This window comes from Aeromicrobium sp. (genome assembly GCF_032084975.1).
In the GTDB taxonomy this organism is placed as follows: Bacteria; Actinomycetota; Actinomycetes; order Propionibacteriales; family Nocardioidaceae; genus Aeromicrobium.
Genome location: NZ_DAMDLR010000122.1, coordinates 1 through 4,580 on the forward strand (window position 1 = coordinate 1; position 4,580 = coordinate 4,580).

A 4,580-nucleotide genomic window follows, 5' to 3' on the forward strand; every position below is an offset into this window, starting at 1 on the left:
CCTGCACGCGCTGCCCGTCGAGCGACTGTGGGGCGTCGGCGAGGTCACGGCCGCCAAGCTGCACGCCGCGCGGCTGCGCACCGTCGCCGACGTCGCGCGACTGGAGCCGGGCGAGCTGTCCGCCCTCGTCGGCAAGGCCACCGGGCACCACTTGCACGCGCTCGCGCACGGCCACGATCCCCGCAAGGTGCAGACCACGACCAGCCGCCGGTCCATCGGGGCCCAGCACGCGCTCGGCTCGGGACGGTCCTTCGCCGAGGCCGACATCGCGCTGCTGGCGCTGTGTGACAAGGTCGGCCGACGGTTGCGCCGCGCCGGCCGCACTGCCGCGACCGTCACGATCCGGCTGAGGTTCGGCGACTTCCACACGTCGACGACCTCGCGCACCCTCCCTCGCCCCACCGAGAGCACGTCACAGATCTCCGACCTGGCGCGCGGGCTGCTGGCCGGTCGCCGCAGCGAGATCGAGCAGGACGGCATCACCCTCGTGGGCGTCGCGCTCTCGGGGCTCGATGGTCACGGAGCCCAGCTGGCGCTCCCGCTGGAGGGCGAGGCCGACCCGGCGCTGGACGCCACGCTGGACGCGGTGGCGCAGCGGTTCGGCACGAGTGCCGTCCGGCGCGGGAGTCACGTCGGGCGGGGCGCCGAGCGGCGGTCGCCCGTGGAGTGAGCCCGTCGGCTCAGTGGCCGAAGGCCTCGTCGAGCGCGTTCATGACGTGCTTGGGCACGAGCCCGTTGACGTCGCCGCCGTGGCGCGCGACCTCCTTGACGAGGCTCGAGGCGATGAACATGTAGTCCGGCGACGTCGGGATGAAGACGGTGTCGATGCCCGTGAGGTTGCCGTTCATCTGGGCCATCTGCAGCTCGTAGTCGAAGTCCGACACGGCTCGCAGGCCCTTCACGATCGCCTGCACGTCGTTCTGCGCGCAGTAGTCGACCAACAGGCCCGAGTACGAGTCGAGCGTGACGTTCTCGAGCTCACGAGTGGACTCGGCGATCAGCTCGAGTCGTCGTTCGGTCGGGAACAGGCCCGACTTGCTCTCGTTGAACAGCACCACGACGACGACCTCGTCGAACAGGAACGACGCCCGCTCGATGATGTCGAGGTGTCCGTTCGTGATGGGATCGAAGGAGCCGGGGCACACGACGCGCGTCATGTCAGCGACCGTACCAAAGCCGCGTGTCCCCGTAGGTCTTGTCCCGCAGCGCGTCGAACCCGTCCGGCCAGGTGAACTCGTCGCGGCTCGCACGCTCGACGACGACGACCGCGTCCTCGGTCAGCGAGGGCCTCAGCCCGGCCACGATCGCGGCCACCTCGGCGGTCGCCACGGCGTACGGCGGGTCGAGCAGGACGAGGTCCCACGAGCCCGTCGTGCTCGCCACGAACCGCTGGGCCGTGGTCCGGTGGACGGACGCCGAGGCGCCGAGATCGGCCACGTTGCGCTGGATCGTGCGCGCCGCCCGCGCATCGGACTCGACGAGGTCCGCGTGCTCGGCGCCGCGCGAGACGCACTCGAGGCCCAGCGCACCCGAGCCGGCGAACAGGTCGAGGACGCGCAGGCCGTCGAATCCCCCGAGCAGCGAGTTGAGCGAGGCGAACAGCGACTCGCGCACGCGGTCGGAGGTCGGTCGGGTGCCGTCGCCGGGCGGGGTCGCGATCCGGCGGCCGCCGTGTCGTCCGGCGATGATCCGCGTCATGCCCGCTCCAGGTAGTCGGCGCGCTCGGACTCCTCGAGTCGGCGGATCGAGGCCTCGAGGTCGGCCGGCACGTCACCGGAGGTGAGCGCCTCGACCGCGGCCTCGCGGGCCGCCGCGATGATCGACTCGTCACGCACGACCGACAACAGTCGCAGGCTGGAGCGGACGCCGGACTGGCGGGCTCCGAGGACGTCGCCCTCGCGCCGCAGCTCGACGTCGAGCCGGGAGAGCTCGAACCCGTCGGTGCTGGCGGCGACGGCGGCCAGCCGTTCGCGTGCGGGCGCTCCTGCGGGAGCGCCCGTCACGAGCAGGCACAGTCCGGGCTCGGACCCGCGGCCCACACGGCCGCGCAGCTGGTGCAGCTGCGAGACCCCGAACCGATCCGCGTCCATGACGATCATCATCGTCGCGTTGGGCACGTCCACGCCGACCTCGACGACCGTCGTGGCGACGAGCACGTCGAGGTCCCCGACGGCGAACGCCGACATGACGGCGTCCTTCTCGTCGGGCGGCATCCGGCCGTGGAGCCGTCCCAGTCGCAGGCCGGCCAACGGGCCCTCGGCCAAGGCCTCGGCCAGCTCGACCAGGCCGACGGTCGGGCGCTTCTCCTCGTCGTCGTCCTCGGGGGGCTCGGCGTCCTCGTCCGTGGCGGACTCGCCGATGCGCGAGACGACGACGTAGGCCTGGCGTCCGCGGCCGACCTCCTCGTGGACCCGCTGCCAGGCCCGGTCGAGCCACGCGGGCTGCTCGGCGACCGGCACGACGTTCGTCTGGATCGGCTGGCGTCCGGCAGGCAGCTCGCGCAGCGTGGAGACCTCGAGGTCGCCGAACACCGTCATGGCGATCGTGCGCGGGATCGGCGTGGCGGTCATGACCAGGACGTGCGGAGCGACGCCGTCGGCCGCGGCGGCGCGGTCGGACAGTGCCGCCCGCTGCTCGACGCCGAACCGGTGCTGCTCGTCGATCACGACGAGTCCCAGGTCGGCGAACCGCACTGTCTCCTCCAACAGGGCGTGCGTGCCCACGACGATCCCGGCCTCGCCGGACTGGATGTCCAGCAGCGCCTGCTGGCGCGCCTTGGCCCCCATCGAGCCGGTCAGCAACCGGACCCGGGTCGCCTCGTCGGCGCCGCCGAGCATCCCGCCCTTCGCGAGGTCGCCGAGCATGCGCTCCATCGAGCGGTGGTGCTGCGTCGCCAGGACCTCGGTGGGCGCGAGGAGTGCCGCCTGGCCGCCCGAGTCGACGACCTGGAGCATCGCCAGCAGGGCGACGATCGTCTTGCCCGACCCGACTTCGCCCTGCAGGAGCCGGTGCATCGGATGCGTGTCGGCGAGGTCCTGGTCGATCTCGGCCGCGACCTGCGCCTGGCCCTCCGTGAGGGTGAACGGCAGCCGCTGCTCGAAGGCCACGCGGATCCCGTCGCCGCGACCCGGACGTGCCGTCGCGCGTCGTTGCTGCGAGTCGAGCCGGCGCCGCGCGAAGACGGCCTGGACCTCGAAGGCCTCCTCGAAGCGCAGCCGCGTCTGGGCGAACACCCAGTCCGAGCGCTTGCGCGGGCGGTGGATGTACTCGTACGCCGTGGGCGCGTCGAGCAGCCCGCGCGCGCTGCGCACGTCGGTCGGGATCGGCTCGGGGAACACGTCGACGACGTCGAGCGCCACGTTCACGGCCCGCTCCACGTCCCACGACGTCAGTCCACCCCCGGCGGGGTAGATCGGGAGCGCTCCCCCACCCCGCCCCAGGTCGGCCAGGGTCTTGCCCTCGGGTAGCTCGCGCATGTGCGGCGAGGCCAGCTGGAGGCGGCCCTGGTAGACCGAGACCTCGCCGGACAGCAGCTGCTGGGAGCCGACGGGAGTCTTGGAGACCGCGTACTGGTTGAAGAAGACGGCCTCCATCGTGGCGCGGCCGTCCGACAGCGTCACCACCACGCGGAACTTGCGGGGGTTGTTGCGGAACGACAGCTTCTTGACGTCCAGCACCGTCGCCACGAAGGCGACGACCTGGCCGGGCTCGAGCTCGTCGAACGAGTCCGGGTGCTCGAGGTCGATGTAGCGACGCGGGTAGTGCCGCAGCAGATCGCCGACGGTGCGGTGCCCGAACGCCTTCTCCAGCTTCTTGGCGGACTCCCCCACGACCTTGGAGAGCCGGGCCTCGAAATCGATCACGCTCACTCCACCGCCAGGAACAGCGTGTACGTGTCCTGGTCGCCGTCCAGCACGTCGACGTCGACATGGGGCGCCTCGTGCCGTAGGCGCTCGGCGATGAGCTCACGCGAGGCGCGATCGCCACCGCGTCCGACGACGAGCGTGACGATCTCGGCCGTCGCGAGGTCGAGGCGCTGCAGCACGTCGAGCGCGACGTCGGCCTCGGACGAGCCGACGATCGCGAAGTCGCCGTTGACGACGCCCAGGACGTCGCCGGCGCGACAGGGGCCCGCCATCGTGATGCCGTCCTCGGCCGCGACCGTGACCGCCCCGTGGCGGGTGGCGCCGGCGGCGTTCGACATGGCCACCACGACCACGTCAAACGGACGGCCGGGGTCGTGCACGGCCAGCGCGGTGAGTGCCTGCACCTGCACCGTCGTCGGGATCACGGCGACGCGTGCCCCTCCGTCGCGCGCCGACGCGGCGGCGGCCTCGAACATCGCGATGTGGCCCGCCCGGTTGGGCAGGCAGATGACCTCGTCGGCGCCCGTCTCGTGGATCGCGGCCGCGACGCGGGCGACCGTCAGCTCGTCCTCGGGCCCGAACGACAGGGCGATCGCGCCGGCGCTGGTCGTCAGGTCGGCCAGTCCCGGTCCCGTGACGGCACTGATGATCGCGCGACCGCCGCGCGGCGGGGCCGGCCGCGCGATCTGCTCGGCGAAGTGCATCACCGAGATC

Annotated in this window: 4 protein-coding genes and 1 pseudogene; 1 reads left to right on the plus strand and 4 read right to left on the minus strand. The window is 72.4% G+C overall.

Annotation, left to right across the window (positions count from 1 at the left end):
* Positions 1-670, plus strand: a 670-nt coding sequence (locus RT323_RS15940) for a DNA polymerase thumb domain-containing protein (RefSeq protein WP_396172495.1), incomplete at its 5' end; no start/stop codon positions are given.
* 10 nt (positions 671-680) lie between these two features.
* Here the strand turns inward: RT323_RS15940 and coaD are convergent.
* From coaD to RT323_RS15960, 4 genes and pseudogenes are all read right to left on the minus strand, one after another.
* A complete protein-coding gene (gene coaD, locus RT323_RS15945) occupies positions 681-1,157 on the minus strand; it encodes a pantetheine-phosphate adenylyltransferase (protein WP_313410196.1) in 477 nt (158 codons plus the stop codon).
* 1 nt (position 1,158) lies between these two features.
* Positions 1,159-1,698 carry a 16S rRNA (guanine(966)-N(2))-methyltransferase RsmD gene (gene rsmD / locus RT323_RS15950; protein WP_313410198.1) on the minus strand — a complete coding sequence of 180 codons (540 nt, stop codon included), beginning with the start codon at positions 1,696-1,698 and terminating at the stop codon, positions 1,159-1,161.
* Positions 1,695-3,863 carry an ATP-dependent DNA helicase RecG gene (locus RT323_RS15955; RefSeq protein WP_313410200.1) on the minus strand — a complete coding sequence of 723 codons (2,169 nt, stop codon included), beginning with the start codon at positions 3,861-3,863 and terminating at the stop codon, positions 1,695-1,697. The genes rsmD and RT323_RS15955 overlap by 4 nt, the downstream gene beginning before the upstream one ends.
* A gap of 2 nt (positions 3,864-3,865) precedes the next feature.
* Positions 3,866-4,580: pseudogene (locus RT323_RS15960) on the minus strand (Dak phosphatase); the annotation flags it as partial.